Below are 18327 nucleotides of genomic sequence, written 5' to 3' on the forward strand. Positions count from 1 at the left end.
TACAATATTGTTAAACTCAATCAGTTAGTTATGCTTTTTGAGTAAGCTCTAAATAACAAAGGCACCAGTTATGCGGGTAACATTCCTTTCGTCAGCGCGCCTACGGCCTATTACGCAGTTACATTGGGCATAAACTGGAATTCGGTAAAACGGTGGAGTAGAGGTTGGACGCTTATCCACAATATCAATATTCGGAAAAACATCCGCTACGATCGTGCAAATGGTATCGACATGGAATTCTGTCCATTTGGCGGCAGGAAGGGTTACGTTTTGTTCTCTTTAGATGTCGCAATTTCGTTCTAGTCTTCTCGCCACCCGCCCCAGTTGAGACTTGGAGGTGATGGTTCCATGGATGAAACTGGGTAATGAGCTAAGCCTGGGTAAAGGCGACTCCACACAGTAGCTACCAGGAAAAGACAACCAATTCCTAGGAAAACAGATTCCCAGAGTGCCGACCACCCGGAATGAGCATGGATCATGATGATAGGATTAGCGCCAGCAGGTGGGTGGACTGTACGCATAAGGAGCATGAAACATAGTGTAAGGGCGATGGCCGTAGTATAGACGAAAATCGTGTCACCCAACACCTGATAACAAGCAATGCCAATAAACGCGCCACCCAGATGTCCTCCGAACAATGCGCGCGGCTGAGCGGCTGGTACTCGCGTGAGACCAAATAGAAAAATAGTCGATCCGCCAAGTGATGCCAGAAGAAACGATGTCTCAGGTACCTTTGTTACCCATAAGGCAAAGAAGAGTGCCACGGATGCGCCAATCGCACACCAAAGGAGACGAACGAGTGGGTGCTGATTTATTGGAATCTTCATCTAGTGACTGACCATGGTTGAATAGGGCGCAATGTGAATGATCTATGAAAAGAGACTCATCAGCTATGTTCGGGCTTTGTGAGACTTTATCGAAATAGTCGCCTTCTTTGATATAGAATTATATCCTATATCAAGGCTCACGCGTTTTAGATAACTCCATTGAGGACCCAGCCCACAATGATATCAAGCATGTTACCCAGGAAAGAGCCAGCCTGACCAGTTGGATCTTGCAGATCACTACCAGCTACGCACTATGCTTATTGGCTAACCAATAGCGCGATGAGACATCATAAGCCTGACATCAGGACGCGGTATGAATGTTGCACGAAAACCGACGACTGGTGAAAATAAGTTGAAAGGAAGCCATGATCCAAACATGCCGATTGAGTCATATTTTATACGACGTTTAGCATACAAGATATCAAAATTCTTATTAGGGTCTTGGCCCAGATTGTATGTTAATAGGCAGATACAATCGTAATCATAGGAGAAATGCACCTTCTAAGCCGATAATGATCGATGAGAGTGATTGTTCGCATGATTTCAGCAAGGAAGTTACTAAAAAATACCCAGATACTTACATAAAAATCAGTAATTGTAACGAATTTGAAAATTCGTTGAATTTTGCAAAGGTCTCTTGTAATAATTTTTTAGTCCTATAGTTTCCAAGGATTAGCTTTATCCTCACAATAAAGCTATAGGAAATTGCAAGTTAGCCTTTAGATCTACCTGAAGGCGGATCTGCGATCGCGGCGGTTGGTTTTGAACTACTCGGTCGTTGATTTATTGTATCCGAGGTCATTCTATTGCGTGAATGTTCTGCAGCGGCGATTTCTGCTCGTATTCTTACAGTAGCCGCAGCAGTCGCTTCTTTGTCTGCTTGAGAGCGGGCAAACAGCGCTTCTTTAGCCATAGTCTCAACCACTTCTCTGGCAGCAGCAGCTTCTAATGCAGTTGATTCCAAAGCTATACGTTCTTGCATGGCAAGCAGAGCTGCTGATTCTTTTCTGGCTTTCTCCAATGCAATTCTAGTGGCATTCTTTTCAGCTTCAAGTTGCGCTCTGGCTTTATTGGTGGCCATAATTTTGGCTTGTGCCCTAGTGATTGCCAACCCTGTAATTTTCTGCTCAATTTCAAGACGCTCAGCCACTGCTTGCTTTGCATCCACTATCGCTTTGGCACGGATTTCTGCATCATTTTGCAGGCGCTGTTCCAAATCAGCTTTGCTATTAGCTTCTTGAGCTGCAAGGATATCCATTTGTGTCTTTGCTTCTGCGGCTGTTGTTAATCGCACTTCAGCTTCTGTCTTGCTTTTTGCAGCATCCCGTGCGGATTTCTCAGCTTCAGTGCGTGCTTTAGCCGCTTTGATCGCTTCCTCATCTGCTTTGGCACGTTTCTGATATTCTTTGGTTGCGGCAGTTTCGATTTTTTGCTTCTCTTTTGCAATGGCTGTGGCTTCTTTTTCTGCTCGCAAAGCCATTTCCGCAGCAACTAGTGTCTCAGATTCAATCCACATCCGCTGATTTGCTTCCTCTAGCAACTCAGATTCTAGAGCCAGCCGTGCCTTGATAGCTTCGGTCGCCGCATTGTCCTTGGCAATAATGGATTCGGCTATTTCTGCTGCAGCTTTTTCTGCATCGAATTTTTTGCATGCAGCAATTGTTGCTTGAATATCTAACTCGTTTCTTTTCTTAGCTTGCTCAGCTGCGATGGCTTCAGTTTCTACTTTTTTCACTGCCGCATTGGTAGCAGTCGTTTCAGATTTTAGCCGTTCTTCCTCATTTTCTTTTGCCCGTTTTTCTTCTTCCAAGCGCCGAGAAACTTGTACCAAGGTTTGTGATTCAATTCGTGAGCGCGTCTGCAATTCTTCGAGAGCTTGTTTTTCAGCTGCTTCATGTGCTTTAGACAACGCCATGATTTTTTGCGCTTCCTGAATTTTGATTTGTGCCAGGATCGCTGCGCTGGTTTCTGCTTCGATTGCAGCTAGTGCGGCAGAATGTGCATCGTTTGCTAGTTGAATCCGATATTTCGCTGCTTCTGTAGCTTCTTTTTCTTTTTGTGCAGCTGCGTGTGCCTTATCCAGCATCATCGCTTCTTGTTCAACACGTTTCTGCATTTTCTCAACAATCGAAGCTTCGGCTTTGATTTTAGCTTCCAATAACGCATTTAAGGCCTTCTCAGCTTTTATTTTTTCATCCGCAAGCAGTTTTGCTTTTATTTCAAGTTCGCGGCGAGTATTGGCTTCTCGAAATGCTAATGCTTCAGCTTTTGCTCTGACCCGAGCTTGATCAGTTGCCATTGCCTCGGCTTGGATTCGGGTTTCAGCTGCAATTCTGGCGTTGGCCTCTGCTCGGGCTCTCGCTTCAGCAGTCACTTTAGCAATATTTTCTGCTTCAATCCGCCTATGCGCTTCTTTGATTGCTTGATCTTCAACACTAAGTCGATTGCGGAATGCAGTATCAAGCAATTGTTTGATTTCATCTGCTGATGCAAACTGCTGATCATCACTCGACATATCGCAATACTCTGAATCATCAGTAGACAAGACAACTGCATCTTCTGGATGTGATTCCGTCGATGAAGACAGTTTGCGCAGTGAATTGAATAAGCGTGACTTGAATGTCATAAATTTTAACCAAACCAGCAGTTATATGAATAAACAATTTCCAGAAAATAGATAACTACTTTAGCAGCTTTTGGATGATAGATTTGTCTTGAAAAAGAAGGGGAATATTGCCTGTTTATCAAAAGATTTAAATCAATTTATGGCAAAACCTACTTCTTATTATTTTTATGGCATATTGATTTCATCAATGTTAAGAATACCCATCATCAGACTCAAACCTTCGTGTACTAAATACTCTAGAATGGGGGTATAGAAAGGCATACTGAGCCCTAAAACAAAGAAGCCAATGGCTAGAGTTAGCGGAAAACCCACTGCGAAGATATTTAATTGTGGTGCGACTCGAGTTAGGATGCCTAGGGCAAGGTTGGTGATCAGTAATGCTGTCAGAACAGGCAGTGATAATTGCAGCCCAGATTTAAAAATTTCTCCTCCCCAGTTTGCAAGTGTGGTGAATGTGGTATCTGTTATCGCTGTTGGGCCTATGGGCAGGGTGTTGAAGCTCTGTGAGATTAAGGCAATCATCATCAAATGGCCATCCATGGCAAGAAATGCCAGGCTGGCGATCACTCCCAAAAAGCGTCCGATAATGTCTATCTGACCGGAATTTTGGGGATCAAAAAATATTGCGAAGCCCAGTCCCATTTGTAAACCAATTAATTCACCCGCCATTTCAACAGCAGTGAAAACAACGCGCATGACAAATCCAATGGCCACGCCAATCAATACTTGTTGTAGCAGGATTACTAAGCCAATTCCAGAAGTTGGATCAATTTGCGGCAATGATTTCTCGACTAATGGCATGACTAAGATCGTAATCATAATCGCCAAGCCCAGCTTTACCTTGACCGGGACACTGGGGTTTCCTAATATAGGGGCGCTTGCGATCAGAGCCAGAATTCTGCTTAGTGGCCAAATAAATGCTGCTAGTAATGTATTTAATTCTGCGGTGGTTATGTTGATCATGCTATTAGCCCATTGCTTGCTTGGCTAAAGAAAGTTAAATTGACTATAAACCTTAACCGACTGCCAACCACGGAATGCTTGTGAACAGTCGTTGCATATAATCTGTCATAACAGCAATCATCCACGGTCCAGCTAGTACCATAACCAAGAACATGACTAATAATTTGGGTATGAATGACAAGGTCATCTCGTTAATCTGAGTTGCCGCTTGAAAAATGCTGACTAGCAAACCTGTTGCTAAAGCCGCGAGCAGTAATGGGGCAGAAATCATGAATGTGATTTCAAGCGCCTGTCGGCCGATGGTCATCGCACCTTCTGGGGTCATAGTAGGTTTCCTTTTAGGTATAAAAGCTTTGAGTCAATGAGCCAATAATTAAATGCCAGCCATCGACCAAAACAAAAAGCATTAATTTAAAGGGTAGTGAAATAATCATTGGAGACAGCATCATCATACCCATGGCCATCAATACACTGGAAACAACTAAGTCAATAATCAGAAATGGGATGAAAATAACAAAACCAATTTGGAATGCCGTTTTCAGTTCGCTGGTAATATATGCTGGAACAAGTATTTTCAGTGGTACTTCATCGCGATTTTCAAGCTCTTCACTTTCGGAGATTTGAATAAAAAGTGCTAGATCCGTTTCCCGGGTCTGATGCAGCATAAACGATTTCAGCGGCACGCTCGCTTTTTCAGCCGCTTCCATAATGCTTATTTTATCTTCAGAAAAAGGTAGATAAGCTTCGGAATAAACACGATCAATAACCGGTGACATAATGAAGAAAGTTAAAAACAAAGCTAATCCAAGCAACACTTGGTTAGGCGGGGAAGATTGCGTGCCTAACGCCATTCTAAGAAATGACAACACAATGATGATACGGGTGAAACTTGACATCATTAGTACCAAGGCAGGTAAAAATGTCAGTGACGTTAACAACAATAACGTTTGTAAGCTCAATGTATAGGTGGCACTTCCATCTGCGTTAGATGTGCTAGTAAATGCTGGAAAACCGGATTGTTGTGCAAATGCTGGTAAAGCAATGAAACCGGCAAAGAAAAGTGCTATCCGGAATAATCGAGACATGATTATTCTACTCAGATCTCGCGAGAGATCTGATGGCAATTCATGGATAATCTTAGTGAAGTGTGAAGGTAAATGAATAATCGGTGTAGGGAGCTTGTTATGCATTTTCTTTTTTTATACTCTGGTTAAGTTGCTCGGCAAAGACCGGGGAAGGAGGTGACTCATGCGATATCGGATCGGACGCTTCATTCGTAGGCTTAGTCATCGCGTGTAATTTGCTCACGCGGCCGGGGGCCACGCCAAGAACCAGCCAAGTATTATCAATCTCTACTACTACCACGCGCTCTCTTTGGCCCACTCCGGTAGCTGCAACAACTTTGACAATGCCTGCGGTGGTAGTCGGTATCAATGAATATCGCCTAAGCAGCCAAGTAATACCACCTATGAGCGCCAATACCAGCAGTAGCCCGCCCATCATTTGTAACGTACTCTCGGTTGAGATCACGGCGGGAGGGGAGATGTAACTTGGCTTTCCAGTTTCGGCAATGGCCGGGAATGGAGCGATTACAATGAGAAACAGCAAATAACGACTTGGCATTTTATGAGCCCTAGCGATTAAGTTTGCGAATCCGTTCACTAGGCGTAATGATATCGGTCAAGCGGATGCCGAACTTATCATTCACGACCACAACTTCGCCTTGTGCAATCAGGCAACCATTAACCAGTACATCCATAGGCTCACCGGCCATACCGTCAAGCTCTACTACAGAGCCTTGTGCAAGTTGCAATAGATTTTTGATCGCAATCTTGGTTCGGCCGAGTTCCACTGTCATTTGCACTGGAATATCCAGAATCAAATCTATGTCATGTCGGGCCCCATGCGATTCTCCATCTTTAGAGAATTCCTGAAATACTGATGCGCTAGCATTCTGTGAACCAAATACAGATCTGTTTTGCCCTTTGTCAGTCTCTGCGAGAGAATTTGTGCTACTTTGCTCTGCAGTTGTCGGGTCAGCCGTGGTCGCTGCCCAATCATCGGTGGCATCTTCATTGTCATTACGTGCATCAGTTTGTGAAGCTGTCGCTTGTTCAGCCATGGCCGCCGCCCAATCATCGGGTTCTGCTTGTGTGCTTTCTGTTGATTCTGACATCTTGCTCTCCAATAAATTATTCGAATTCTGATCTAGAAATCATTGAATTAACTCTCAGTGCATAATGCCCGTTCATAGTGCCGTAGCGGCAGTCCATTACAGGTACACCATCAACACATACTGAAATAGATTTTGGGATTTCCAGCGGAATAATATCCCCAGCTTGCATGCTCAGAATCTGTTCAAATGTAACTTTTGTACATCCAATGTTTGCAACCAATTCCACTTCAGCGCCTTGAACTTGCTGCGACATTAATTTGATCCAGCGTTTATCGATTTCTAAATGATCCCCTTGCAATGCGCTATATAAGGTATCTCGAATGGGTTCAACCATTGAATATGGAATGCAAACATGCAATCCACCTCCTTTATTTCCCAAATCAATATCAAAAGTTACGCAAACTACCACTTCGTTCGGTGTGGCGATCGTAGCAAACTGAGGATTCATTTCAGATCTAACATATTCAAACTGAATAGGATAAACGGGCTTCCACGACTTCTCGTACTCTTCAAAAACCACACCTAATAAACGCTGAATAATGCGCTGTTCTGTCTGGGTAAAATCTCTTCCTTCAATGCGCGTGTGATATCTGCCGTCACCGCCAAACAAGTTATCCACAATCAGAAAAATCAAATCGGGATCAAAAACAAGCAATGCTGTACCTCGCAATGGTTTCATTTGAACCATATTGAGGTTAGTTGGTACGACCAGATTACGCACGAACTCACTAAACTTGATTACTTTAACCGGACCAACCGCTATATCCACTGTGCGGCGCATAAAATTGAATAAGCCGATACGTAATAATCTTGCAAACCGTTCGTTGATAATTTCATAGGTGGGCATCCGTCCTCGAACAATGCGCTCTTGTGTCGCAAGATTATAATTACGGACACCACCTGTCTCTACCTCTTCTACTATCTCATCGGTTTCACCCGTGGTACTTTTAAGAAGTGCATCAACTTCATCTTGAGAGAGAAAATCTTCAGCCATGTTCGACTTACTGAATTACAAACGATGTGAATAATACTTCTCGTACGTCTTCTTGTAGATCTTCGGAATCAAGTGAATGCCTGATTTCATCAGAAATCTGCTGGCTTAGTTGTTGCTTGCCGGCAATGCTCGAAATATCAGCCGCCTTCTTACTGGAAAGCAACATAAGAATACGATTGCGAATCAACGGCATTTGTTTGGCTATTTCTTGTACAGCTTCGGTTTCTCTGACTTTGACGGTTAATCCCACCTGCAAATATTGATTGTTCTCTTCCGGTTGAAGATTGACAGTAAAAATCTCAAGGTCTATAAAGGTGGTTGGTTTTGCTTTTGGCTTGGGCTTTTCAGTTTCGCCTTCCTCGTCGGCTGACATTTGCATGAAGTACCATGTGCCACCCACACCAGCGCCGAGCGCGACGATTGCAATCAAAATGATAATTATCAAACCCTTCTTGCTCTTTTTGCCTTCTGCAGCAGGTGGTGTTTCATTAGATTTTGACATTTAGTTCAGCTCCGCTATTTGACGAAATTTATTATCTTCGACGGAGCAACAAACTGATATGTCAAATAACAATGAAATAGTGTCGCTATTTTCAGATACTGAAACTCATCAGCGACCAAGCAGGTATTTAAAGATTTCGGTTTTTAGAAAGAGACGACAGTTGCATGAATATGAAAACAGATTTTATTTGTTGCGTAATCCATTTTTGTTTGCATGATTGATAGCCGGATTGTCGGATAATCGCTGTTCTGGTTATTTTCAGACAATCCGGTAACTCAATACATGAGGGATAAATACCTAGAAATCAAACGGAGCATTATTAAAATATTACGCGTAAGTGTTGACCATGCCAAGATGCCTGCTAGGCGTAGTAATGGTTTCAATCTGATTGCCGGTCTCCGCTTCAGCACCAAGTATGTTGGTTGCATTTCTTGCTGATTGATAACTCTGCTGTTGTTTGTTTTCTTGCTGGAAGGAATCGGCGCCAATCATTACATTGCCTAATTGGATACCGTTTTCAGCCATCATCTCTCTTAACCTTGGCAAAGCTTCCTGAATAGCTTCGCGTACCGCTAAATGTGGAGACACAAATTGTGCAGTGGCCTGATCCTGCGTGATCGTTAACGTCACTTCGACAGGTCCCAAATGTGCTGGATTCAGGTGGATCTCAGCCACCTGATTTTGCTGAGAAGTCAACCAAACTACTTTTTGTGCAAATTCACTTCCCCACTTTGGCTGATTTATTGGAAGGTCGACATGAATATCCGGCGGTAAAGTATTTGCTGTGCCAGTACCAGTTAAACTAAATGATTGTGATGTGAATGGTTCGTTACGCGCCGAAAATATCGATTCCACTGGGGAGCTTTGGGTGATTACGCTCATTTCTGAAGAAAATGACAATAAATTGCCGTCAACGGCAGAATCTGCCGAATTCAATGATTGCCAGATATTATTGGGTAGCGAAAAATAATCATTCGTGATTAAGTTAGGCTGTATCAGTTTTTGCTGAAGCATGGGATTCACCGTTGCAGCCATTGAACCCGGAGTCGGCTCACCATCTTGTGGAATTAATGAATTCGGAAATATCGTGGTTGATACTTGTGGCATATTGGATAGCCCAGTCTTTGTATTGGGATCGAGTATTGACTCTACAGGAACTTGTGTGAGATTAACGTTGATTTGATGGGCCGAATTATTTAGCAGAGTTTGAATAAAGTTGGCTGTTCCATCCGTAATTACTGCTTCAGGCACGGTTGAGATTGCATTTGTATCATCATCGCTATCTTCTGGAGATGATGGGCTGTCAGAGCGCTCTTTCGTAGCGGATGTGCTATTTTTCTCATCCTTGTTTGCTGCTTCAGATACTTCACGCTGCAAAACTGTTCCAAACTCTTCACCGTCGGATTCATTTGCGCCTGATGAACTTGAATTGATTGGTACTGCAATATTATTCTCAGCTGAAGAATTAATTTGAGGTGCAACTGATATGCTTAACATAAATTTGGGGTCTCATACGATTAATAATGCTACCAAGCAAATAGCAATATTCATACCAGTGTGACATGTGCAGTTATGCGGCTAGCTGTCTTTGGGGACATGCAAATTGCGATAGAAGGAATTTGATGCGAATTCATCTTGTATTTTCTGTTCATTTTTTACTTGCATTAAATCTTCTGCACTTTTTATACGTTGCGATAACGTATCGTAGGATTTTAATTTTTGTTGACTGGATAGAAATTCATCACCTCCAGCAATTTTTATTTTTTGGGCAAATATTACCGCCTGGCGCTGCTCTGTTATCGCAGCATCAAGTTTGTTCATGAAAGCAATAAAATTAAGCCACTCAATATGGTCAATTCCGGTTCCTGTTGAATCCTGCATGTGCGATTGATAGCTATGACGATATTGCAGCAGCAAATTTAATTTCTTTTCTGCTTCTTGCTGTTGGATATTCAGCTTACCGAGTTTTCTTGCTAAAGCATCCGTTTGTTGTTGCGCTAAATCCAGAAGAATTTTCAGCGATGAATTTGTCGACATAATAATGTTTTTCCCTAGGCGCTGTATTTGCTATTTTCATTCTCAAATAAATTTGTTAGCTTCATAAGGCTATCGGCAGAATTCTCATATTGCGACATGGTTTGTAGTAAAAATTTTTCGAATGCGGGGTAAAGCCGAATGGCTCGATCAAGTTCTGGATCCGTGCCCGCGACATAAGCGCCAACACTGATCAAGTCATGACTGCGTTGATAGCGTGCATATAGGCTTTTAAATTGCCGTGCCATTTCAATTTGTTTCTGTGGCACCACGCTGGTCATCACGCGACTAATCGAAGCTTCAATATCGATTGCTGGATAATGTCCTGCTTCCGCTAATCTTCGTGATAAAACAATATGACCATCAAGAATAGCGCGGGCGCTATCCACAATTGGATCATTCTGGTCGTCTCCCTCTGCTAACACAGTATAAAAAGCTGTAATTGAGCCACTATTCTGACTGCCGTTACCAGCGCGCTCGACTAATTGAGGTAATTTGGCAAATACTGATGGCGGATAGCCTTTAGTGGCTGGAGGCTCACCGATAGCCAAAGCTATTTCTCTCTGTGCCATGGCATAACGAGTCAATGAATCCATGATGAGCAATACATGCTTGCCGCTATCTCGAAAATATTCGGCAATAGCTGTTGCATAGGCAGCACCTTGTAGACGTAACAATGGTGAAGTGTCCGCAGGTGCAGCAACAACCACGGAGCGTGCGAGTCCTTCCTCCCCTAGAATATTTTCAATAAATTCCTTAACCTCGCGTCCCCGCTCTCCGATTAAACCGACGACAATCACATCGGCAGTGGTATAGCGTGCCATCATTCCTAGTAATACGCTTTTTCCTACCCCACTTCCTGCGAACAATCCCATGCGCTGTCCTCTTCCTACCGTAAGCAGTGTGTTAATGGCGCGTACCCCAACATCAAGCGGTTCATTGACAGGAAAGCGTTCTAGTGGATTAAAAGGACGGCTGTAGAGAGGCACGCTATGTTCTGCATGGGTTGGTCCAAGCCGGTCGAGCGGCTCACCCATACCATTTAATACGCGTCCTAGTAACTCTGGTCCAACAATTACATGCTTCGCACGATCCGCAGCGCGTCTTCGTGGATGTTGAAGATTGCCGATACGGGGAGGCTCACTGACAATTTCTGAAGGAAATACTTTTGCACCCGGTGATAGTCCATAGACATCACTTGATGGCATCAAGAATAAACGCTCTCCTGAGAACCCTACAACTTCAGCCGAAACATTTTGGCCGTTTGATAAGAAAACAGTGCAACTACTCCCCACCGCTAATCTGAGTCCTACTGCTTCCATGACCAATCCTGTAACCTTGGTTACTGTTCCGCTCAATAAGAAGGGACTGGTCGGATTAATGATTTGAGAGCAATTCTTTAAGAAACTGCTCCATTGTTCATGACGTGACATCCTAGTCTGTCATCTCAAGCCATTTGTCATCGTGACCAATGGCCGATAGAGCTCTATGCCAGCGAATTTCCATACTTCCGTTGATTTCGCTACCATCCGCTTCAATACGGCAACCACCTCGGGATAATTGTTCATCTTCACGGATGCACCAGTTATCTTGTTCTGCCTGCTCGTTAAGATGTGTTGCCACCAGTTTTGCATCTTCTGGGTTTAAATAGAGACGCGGATGTTGCATTGATTGCGGTAAATTGCGAAGAGCCTCTTGTACAATGGGTATGATCAGATCAGGTTTTAGCTTTAATGCTTCTGTAACTAACTTTCTCGCGAGTGCAATCGACAAATCCAGTAAACTGTCTGCAACCTGTTGATCCATGTTCTGAAGATCTTGGGACAGTTTTGTGAGTAGTGATTGAATTCGAGCTACTTCTACTTTCATTTCTATTTCTGCAACTTCCCTACCTTCAGCATATCCGGCCGCATGGCCTTGCTGTAATCCTACTGCATAACCGGTTTCTTTAGCACGCTGATAAGCTGCCGCAATTTCTTCTTCGTTTGGCAGTGCTTCTCTTTTCTGTTCATCTTCTGGATAATGATCCTCAGTTTCCTGAGTTTTTGTCAATAAATCAGAATCTTCTAAAGAATCCATTTCCCAGGGTTGATAAGCCTTGAGTTCTTCTTTTGGAACAAAATTATTTGTTATCATCGGTAAGCCTTGAGTTTCGAACTAAATGGCCAGAAGCTACTGTTATTGATCTGAATAATTTAACGGAAAAACTATCGGCTAGATAAAACCATCATCACCCTTTCCGCCCAGAACAATTTGCCCATCATCCGCCAATTGACGCACAACCTTAAGAATCTCTTTTTGCTCAGCTTCGACTTCAGAAATACGCACTGGACCTTTACTTTCAAGGTCTTCGCGAAGAGCTTCAGCGGCACGTTGCGACATGTTCTTGAAAATCTTCTTGCGTAACTCTTCTTGTGCACCTTTCAGAGCGATTATTAAAGATTCTGATTGCACTTCCCGGAGCAGTAGTTGAATACCATGATCATCTATGTCAATCAGGTTATCAAATACAAACATTTCATCCATGATTTTTTGCGCCAATTCTTCATCGTACTGCTTAATGTTTTCAATAACGCTGGCTTCGTGAGCCGATGGAGCAAAATTGAGAATTTCGGCAGCCGTGCGGACTCCGCCCATAGCCGATTTGCGGATATTGGTACTGCCCGATAGCAATTTTGTTAATACATCATTGAGTTCACGTAACGCATCAGGTTGAATACTATCCAGCGTAGCAATGCGTAATAAAGTATCGTTACGTAAGCGCTCAGTGAACAGACTTAAAATCTCGCAGGCCTGATCGCGTTCCAGATGAACGAGGATAGTAGCGATAATTTGTGGATGCTCACTTTTAATTAATTCAGCCGCTGAGGCTGCATCCATCCATTTCAGTCCTTCAATGCCGCTGGTATCGCCGCCTTGTAAAATTCGATCTATAAGGTTGGCTGCTTTTTCGTCACCCAATGCGCTGGTTAAGACTTTGCGGATGTAATCTGACGAATTCTGCCCTAAGGTAGTTCTTCCCTCAGCTTCATCACAGAATTCAGATACTATGTTTTCAATTTCTGATCGAGTAATATTCTGCAGCGTGGACATGGTCTCACCCAGTTTTTGGACTTCTTTTGGTCCTAATAATTTAATTACCGATGCGGCTTCTTGTTCGCCCAAGGTCATCAGCAAAATGGCGCTCTTCTTGAGTCCTTCATCATCCATTTTTAACCATCCAATCCTTAACAACATTAGCGACGATGGATGGCTCGTCTAAGGCCAATTGTTTAGCGCGTTTGAGATTTGCATCGTACATCGATTTCTGAATAGCCTGCATCGCCGTTCCATCCATTTGTCCCGGCAATTGCTCCAATACAGTTCCATCAGCGTCGACCTGAGTTGTGCTATCGGTCAAAGCCGGGACTGGTGGCGGTGGCGCCAGACTCTTGAGAAACGGTCGAAGAATTTTTAACAAGAAAAATAGAACGACACTTATGATTAATAATTGTTTCGCAAAATCTTTTGCCAGCATGATGACGTCTGGATCTTTCCAGAGTGGAATTTCCAAAACTGTTTCAGTTTCGCCTGTGAATAAGCCATTAGTAACAGTTAGCGAGTCTCCTCGTTTTTCGTTATAGCCCATAGCCTCTCTGACGAGATTATTGATTTCTTTAATTTCTTCGGTACTTAACGGTTCGTAAGTGATTTCTCCGTTTTCATCCACCTTCTTGCGATAATTAACAACAACCGCAGCGGATAATCGTTTGATATTTCCGGTGGATTGTTGCGTATGCTGAATAGTTTTATCAACTTCGTAATTAATTGTCGATTCCTTTTTTGTATCGATAGGTAGCGGCGGAGTATTATCATCTTCCTCTTCATCATCCCCAGCTTTATTTCCAGCGGGTTTTTTACCCCCTACTTCGATTGGCGCGATTGCTGGCTCTGGCGGCCTGTTTGTCAGTGCTCCAGGGATCCCTCCATCGAGTTTTGAGCCGATAGACTTAGATTCATGTGTTTGCTGACTCCGAATCGAGGCGCGATCCGTTTCCGTGTTATTAGGCCGATAAGTTTCTTCTGCACGCTTGATACGAGAAAAATCGACGTCAGCCGTTACTTGTGCGCGTACATTAGCGGCTCCGGTAATAGGCGTTAATATGGTTTCAATACGACGGATATAGTTTTCTTCAAGCTTCTGTAGATACGCCAATTGTTTGGCATCGAATCTGGAATCTTCTTTTTTATCATTTTGAGTACTGAGCAAGTTTCCATTTTGATCTATAACAGTCACATTCTTTACTGGCAAACTCGGTACACTGCTGGCCATCAAATGTACGATTGCGCTGACCTGTTCAACACTCAGTACACGACCAGGATATAAATTGAGTAATACAGAAACGCTGGGTTGTTGTTTTTCTCTCGAAAAGACAGATGGTTTGGCTATCGCTAGATGCACGCGTGCACTTTGTACTGCTGATAACGATTGAACCGAGCGTGCCAATTCGCCTTCTATTGCACGCTGATAATTAACTTGCTCAAGAAATTGACTGGAACCAAATTTTTGGTTCTCCATTAATTCAAATCCAACCAACCCTCCTTTTGGTAGCCCTTGGCCTGCCAGTCTCAAGCGGATTTCATGAACTTGATTCTCAGGAATTAGAATGGTGCCTCCGCCTTCTGAAAACTTGTAAGGTACATTCATTTGTTGCAATACGCTGATAATGGACGCGCCATCATGATCCGACAGATTATTATAAAGGGTACGGTATTCCGGTGTCTGGCTCCACATCAAAGCGCCCGCAAGTAAGGCAATAACTGCAGCTACAGAAATAATCAATCCAAGTTTTTTTTGATTAGACAGCGAACTAAGGTATTCTAGCCTGCTTGTTACAGCGGGGGGGGCTGCATTGGTCTCACTAGGTACTGTCGCCACTTACTATTCTCCTACTTATTCCCAAATTACTTCTCAATCAGAGTGATGTTTTTACCAGAAAATTACGTAACTTATGTTTTCAAAAATCGTTGTTACTTAGCAAGCAATACGTTTCAGCATTTCGATTCAATTCCTATAGAGTAATACCGTAAATGAATAGCTATTTATAACTGGATTACTTAAGTTCTGAATAGATTTTTATTAATGTGATGATTATCGATAAATTCGCAAAATCTGATTGCTCAAAAAGAATAGCTTTGCCCGCCTTATTCGCGTCATTATCGGCACTGGTAACAATGTTAAGCTATCGGCAATTTCTACCAATGGCTAATCTAAGCAAGTGCAAACTAGAAAGTCTGTTGACATCCAATCGATACCATTAGATCCAGAGCAACTGCAGCTTGCATTTGCTGCATTTAATGAGGCATCAGAGCAGTTGTCCAGTGCCTATCAGGAATTGCAGCAACAAGTCGCGGAATTGACTCAGGAATTGGCGCTTGCAAATGGCGAATTGCACAAGCAACTAATTGCGAAAGAAAATTTATCTCAGCAGTTAAGCCTTTTGTTGAACGCCTTGCCGGGTGGAGTGATTTCACTTGATGCAAAAGAATGCATTGAGAAAGTTAATCCTGCGGCAATCAATATACTCGGTGATCCCTTGCTGGGTATGATGTGGCAACAGGTGTCTCAGAGACGGTTATCATCTACAGGATTGATTAATGAATGGCACGTTACATTGCAAACAACATCCGAACAACGGCGTATCCGGATTGAAAGCAGCGCGACCGATTCAGCCGGAAGAAGAATCCTGTTAGTCAACGACATTACTGAAGCTTATGCGGTACAGGAGCAAATCAGACGTAATCAACGGCTAACCGCTATGGGAGAAATGGCAGCAAATCTTGCACATCAATTGCGTACCCCGCTTTCAACCGCATTAATCTATGCTAATCACCTGGGAAGTGATACTTTGGCTCCAAGTGAACGACAAAAACTTGCAGCAAAAACGGTTGAACGCTTACATCATCTGGAGCACTTAACGAAAGATATGCTGCGTTTTGTAAAAGGTGAAACAAATCCACTTGAAACATTTGTCATTAGTGACTTGGTGGCAGAATTACAACAGGTTATCGAGCCGCAAATGAAACAGCTTGGTTTGCAATTTACGGTGAATGATAATAGCGCAGGCGAATTTTTGGTAACTGATCGCCAGGCCTTATGCGGTGCACTAATTAATCTTCTGGAAAATGCAATTCAAGCATCGCCTGCAGGCAGTCAAATTTCTCTCACAACTCGTTTAGAACAGTCAAATATCGTTTTCAGTGTCCTCGATAATGGACCAGGTATTGATTCGATACTACAAGAAAGATTGTTTGAGCCTTTTTTTACCACGCGTTCCGAGGGCACTGGCTTAGGTTTGGCCATTGTTAGAAGCGTCATACAGTCTATGAGCGGCAGTATACAAATCAACTCTTCGATCGATACCGGTACTGAGTTTGTAATACATCTGCCAAGATGCAATGGAGATTGAAGCAATGAAAACATTACCTATTCTAGTCGTAGAAGACGACCAAGACTTATTGGAAGCAATCTGCACTTCCCTGAAATTAAGTGGCTATGAGACCTCTGCGGCGTCCAATGGAGATGATGCCATGCAAGTGTTGCAAGAGCGTCAGATAGGAATGGTGGTTAGCGATGTTCAAATGAAACCCATTGATGGATTTACATTGTTAACAAAAATCAAAGCATTCGATCCGGAATTGCCCGTATTGTTAATGACCGCTTACGCGGATATCGAAAAAGCAGTTGCTGCAATGCGTATCGGTGCCTGTGATTATTTACTGAAACCTTTTGATCCGGATAGCCTGCTGGCTCAAATTAAACGCTATGCATTATCTGAATCCGAACAGGACGATAAAGTGGTGGCTAAAGATCCATGCACACGGTCATTACTGTCACTGGCCAAGCGAGTTGCGCAATCACCTGCGACCGTCATGTTGACGGGTGAAAGTGGCTGTGGAAAGGAAGTGATCGCACGTTTTATTCATCAACATTCATTACGCGCTGCTAAACCATTTGTAGCGATCAATTGTGCGGCTATTCCAGAGAATCTTCTGGAGGCTACGCTATTTGGATATGAAAAAGGTTCGTTTACAGGTGCGGCACAGGCTCAGCCCGGAAAATTTGAGCAAGCACAAGGCGGTACATTGTTGCTGGATGAGATTTCTGAAATGCCCCTAGAGTTACAAGCAAAACTATTACGTGTATTGCAGGAAAGGGAAGTGGAGAGAGTAGGCGGACATAAAACCATCAAATTGGATATCCGTGTTTTGGCAACCTCGAACCGTGACATGATGGCAATGGTGAAAAATGGCCGGTTCCGTGAAGATCTGTATTATCGACTCAATGTTTTTCCTATTGAAATTCCATCATTACGAGAGCGACCATTAGATATTGAACCTCTAGTGCAACGTATACTAGCTGCAGCGGCAATCGACTCAGAAAAACCACCTTGCAGAATAGCGCATGGCGCAATAAAGAAATTGACGCAATATTCCTGGCCGGGCAATGTTCGGGAACTGGAAAATGTAATACAGCGTGCGGCCATTCTGGCAATGGATAATAGGATTGATACTGAACATATTCATTTGCCGGAGACCGTTTCAGTGCAAGAAACAAATACAAATAATGCGGAATCGCCGGTTCAGGATATCAAGGCACTCGAACGAAAGCATATTTTAGAAACACTCGAGGCAGTTAATGGTTCCAGAAAACTAGCCGTTAAAAAGTTAGGCATTTCAGAGCGAACCTTACGGTATAAGTTGCAGCAGTACCGTATGACAACGTAGTACATATTGCCTATAGATAGTTACAGGTTGTTTGATATAATCGATTGAATGTTTTGTAATCTTTGTGCGATACTTTAGAAGGTTAATGGTGAGGTGAATGATGGACAATACCGGAATTGATAACATATTGCAGCAATTACAGGCAGCTTCAGCGCTTGCTTCCGGCGCAAAAAAACAATCCAACCTTGATGAGGTTGCAAGCGTCAATTTTAGCGAGAAACTGCAAGCGGCTGTTGATCAAGTCAATAATGCCCAGCTGAATGCTGGCAAGATGAGTGAACAGTTTGTCAGTGATCAATCTAATGTCGACTTGCATGAAGTGATGATCTCATTGCAAAAGGCCAATGTTTCATTTCAATCGATGGTTCAAGTCAGAAATAAACTGGTGACTGCTTACCAGGAAATTATGAATATGCAAGTTTAAACAAAACTTGGTTT

At 43.1% G+C, this 18327-nt stretch carries 18 protein-coding genes; 3 read left to right on the forward strand and 15 right to left on the reverse strand.

All coding sequences use genetic code 11. The features are described from left to right. Positions 1-299: 299 nt before the first annotated feature. The 15 genes from QZV86_RS08610 to fliF form a co-directional block, all read right to left on the reverse strand. Entirely contained in the window at positions 300-827 is a 528-nt protein-coding gene (locus QZV86_RS08610) for an HPP family protein (protein WP_295626361.1), read from the reverse strand. 712 nt (positions 828-1539) lie between these two features. Beyond that, on the reverse strand, positions 1540-3453 hold the full coding sequence (locus tag QZV86_RS08615; RefSeq protein ID WP_295626365.1) for a hypothetical protein: 1914 nt from the start codon (positions 3451-3453) through the stop codon (positions 1540-1542). A 165-nt stretch (positions 3454-3618) separates the two neighbouring features. Beyond that, a complete protein-coding gene (fliR, locus tag QZV86_RS08620; protein WP_295626368.1) occupies positions 3619-4416 on the reverse strand; it encodes a flagellar biosynthetic protein FliR in 798 nt (265 codons plus the stop codon). A 52-nt stretch (positions 4417-4468) separates the two neighbouring features. Next, positions 4469-4741, reverse strand: coding sequence for a flagellar biosynthesis protein FliQ (fliQ, locus tag QZV86_RS08625; RefSeq protein WP_096292894.1), 273 nt, complete (start codon positions 4739-4741; stop codon positions 4469-4471). Between the two features lie 13 nt (positions 4742-4754). Next, positions 4755-5501, reverse strand: a complete 747-nt coding sequence (gene fliP, locus QZV86_RS08630) for a flagellar type III secretion system pore protein FliP (protein ID WP_295626374.1) — start codon at positions 5499-5501, stop codon at positions 4755-4757. 97 nt (positions 5502-5598) lie between these two features. After that, positions 5599-6039 carry a flagellar biosynthetic protein FliO gene (gene fliO, locus QZV86_RS08635; RefSeq protein ID WP_295626377.1) on the reverse strand — a complete coding sequence of 147 codons (441 nt, stop codon included), beginning with the start codon at positions 6037-6039 and terminating at the stop codon, positions 5599-5601. A gap of 10 nt (positions 6040-6049) precedes the next feature. Beyond that, entirely contained in the window at positions 6050-6592 is a 543-nt protein-coding gene (fliN, locus tag QZV86_RS08640) for a flagellar motor switch protein FliN (protein ID WP_295626380.1), read from the reverse strand. A 16-nt stretch (positions 6593-6608) separates the two neighbouring features. Then, on the reverse strand, positions 6609-7586 hold the full coding sequence (gene fliM, locus QZV86_RS08645) for a flagellar motor switch protein FliM (protein WP_295626383.1): 978 nt from the start codon (positions 7584-7586) through the stop codon (positions 6609-6611). A gap of 7 nt (positions 7587-7593) precedes the next feature. Continuing rightward, positions 7594-8088: a flagellar basal body-associated protein FliL gene (gene fliL / locus QZV86_RS08650; RefSeq protein ID WP_295626386.1), complete on the reverse strand. Its 495-nt coding sequence runs from the start codon at positions 8086-8088 to the stop codon at positions 7594-7596. Positions 8089-8415: 327 nt separating this feature from the next. Next, a complete protein-coding gene (locus QZV86_RS08655) occupies positions 8416-9585 on the reverse strand; it encodes a flagellar hook-length control protein FliK (RefSeq protein WP_295626389.1) in 1170 nt (389 codons plus the stop codon). An 81-nt stretch (positions 9586-9666) separates the two neighbouring features. Further along, complete coding sequence (fliJ, locus tag QZV86_RS08660) at positions 9667-10125, reverse strand: flagellar export protein FliJ (RefSeq protein WP_295626393.1); 459 nt, start codon at positions 10123-10125, stop codon at positions 9667-9669. Between the two features lie 14 nt (positions 10126-10139). Beyond that, positions 10140-11555, reverse strand: a complete 1416-nt coding sequence (gene fliI / locus QZV86_RS08665) for a flagellar protein export ATPase FliI (protein ID WP_295626395.1) — start codon at positions 11553-11555, stop codon at positions 10140-10142. Position 11556: 1 nt separating this feature from the next. After that, a complete protein-coding gene (locus QZV86_RS08670; RefSeq protein ID WP_295626398.1) occupies positions 11557-12258 on the reverse strand; it encodes a flagellar assembly protein FliH in 702 nt (233 codons plus the stop codon). Between the two features lie 78 nt (positions 12259-12336). Then, on the reverse strand, positions 12337-13332 hold the full coding sequence (gene fliG, locus QZV86_RS08675) for a flagellar motor switch protein FliG (RefSeq protein ID WP_295626401.1): 996 nt from the start codon (positions 13330-13332) through the stop codon (positions 12337-12339). Beyond that, positions 13325-15040 (reverse strand): flagellar basal-body MS-ring/collar protein FliF, encoded by a 1716-nt coding sequence (gene fliF / locus QZV86_RS08680; RefSeq protein ID WP_295626405.1) that lies wholly within the window; start codon positions 15038-15040, stop codon positions 13325-13327. The genes fliG and fliF overlap by 8 nt, the downstream gene beginning before the upstream one ends. A 340-nt stretch (positions 15041-15380) precedes the next feature. Between fliF and QZV86_RS08685 the strand changes: the two genes are divergently transcribed. The 3 genes from QZV86_RS08685 (at position 15381) to fliE (ending at position 18313) form a co-directional block, all read left to right on the forward strand. Next, the gene (locus QZV86_RS08685; protein WP_295626408.1) at positions 15381-16571 is read left to right on the forward strand and encodes an ATP-binding protein; all 1191 of its coding nucleotides are present in this window, start codon (positions 15381-15383) and stop codon (positions 16569-16571) included. 4 nt (positions 16572-16575) lie between these two features. Then, positions 16576-17889: a sigma-54 dependent transcriptional regulator gene (locus QZV86_RS08690; RefSeq protein ID WP_295626411.1), complete on the forward strand. Its 1314-nt coding sequence runs from the start codon at positions 16576-16578 to the stop codon at positions 17887-17889. Between the two features lie 97 nt (positions 17890-17986). Then, positions 17987-18313: a flagellar hook-basal body complex protein FliE gene (gene fliE, locus QZV86_RS08695; protein ID WP_295626414.1), complete on the forward strand. Its 327-nt coding sequence runs from the start codon at positions 17987-17989 to the stop codon at positions 18311-18313. The last annotated feature ends 14 nt before the right edge of the window (positions 18314-18327 follow it).

Source organism: uncultured Nitrosomonas sp., assembly GCF_902826915.1.
GTDB lineage: Bacteria > Pseudomonadota > Gammaproteobacteria > Burkholderiales > Nitrosomonadaceae > Nitrosomonas.